The organism is Clostridium yunnanense (genome assembly GCF_016595795.1).
Lineage (GTDB): Bacteria > Bacillota > Clostridia > Clostridiales > Clostridiaceae > Clostridium_AR > Clostridium_AR yunnanense.
This window is the reverse complement of the sequence record NZ_JAENHN010000001.1, coordinates 1-896: the sequence shown is the minus strand read 5'-3', so window position 1 is coordinate 896 and position 896 is coordinate 1. Positions and strand designations below refer to the sequence as shown.

Annotated in this window: 2 protein-coding genes; both read right to left on the bottom strand. The window is 34.9% G+C overall.

Translation table 11 applies throughout. The features are described 5' to 3' along the window. Positions 1-27 precede the first annotated feature (27 nt). Positions 28-603: a transposase gene (locus JHL18_RS00010; RefSeq protein ID WP_200265571.1), complete on the bottom strand. Its 576-nt coding sequence runs from the start codon at positions 601-603 to the stop codon at positions 28-30. After that, positions 566-896 (bottom strand): helix-turn-helix domain-containing protein (locus JHL18_RS00005; RefSeq protein ID WP_200265569.1); only part of this gene is annotated, 331 nt, incomplete at its 5' end. The genes JHL18_RS00005 and JHL18_RS00010, both read right to left, overlap by 38 nt.

The following is an 896-nucleotide window of genomic DNA, read 5'->3' as shown; positions in this document are numbered from 1 at the left end:
TATAGGTATCCCAGATTAAAGTTTAAGTTATACAAGGTAGTTTCTGGCATATGCTAACGAACAAATCTCATCCTTTTTCGAATTAAGTTCGATAAAGATATTTTTAATATCTGAAATAAGTTCATAAATAGAAGATCTGGCTGACGGCCTAAACAATTTTGCTTTCAAGTTACGCCATATATGTTCTTGCGGATTCATTTGCGGAGAATATCTAGGTAAGTTTATAACCTTTAACCGATCTCTATTTTTAAAATAAAACTCTTGCATGCACTTACTTGTATGGTTCTTAGCATTATCCATAAACACCACTACCTTTTTATCTTTATTTAGATCAAGCAGATAACTAAGATGAGATTTTACTTCATTCGATGTTATTGATTGACCTGCTAGGTAGATATCATTAATTGTGTGAAAGTCACTTAAAATTGAGGTTGAGCCAATAATATTAACACCGGCGTGAGAACCATTTTTCTCAAGAACAGGGGGATGACCAACTGGACTCCAAAATAGACGATTATCTGACTCTATGCTAACGCCAGTTTCGTCTAGCGCATAAACAATTGTATCAGATGAAGACTCTAAAGTACTTAGCAGATCGGGCATTTTTTTTAAAAGCTTCTTGTTCTTTCTCATCTGCTTTTGTTGGCTTTGGTTGAGCGCGTTTATAAGATAACCCTTTGGAAAGTAAAACTTGCCTTATGGTTTCTTCACAAACTTTTATTCCATATGTTTGTTCAACATAAGATGCTAAAAGAGCACATGTCCATGTGTGCACGGTAAATTTGAAATCTATAGGAGTTTTCTTAGTTACAACATATGCAATGTCATCGACTATACTCGGCTCCAGTTTACTAACTGAACCGCCACGGTGATCTACTATAGCTTTCATACCGAAT

Coding starts and splice junctions, on each gene's coding strand:
- JHL18_RS00010 (WP_200265571.1), bottom strand. CDS start 603: ATGCCCGATCTGCTAAGTACTTTAGAGTCTTCATCTGATACAATTGTT.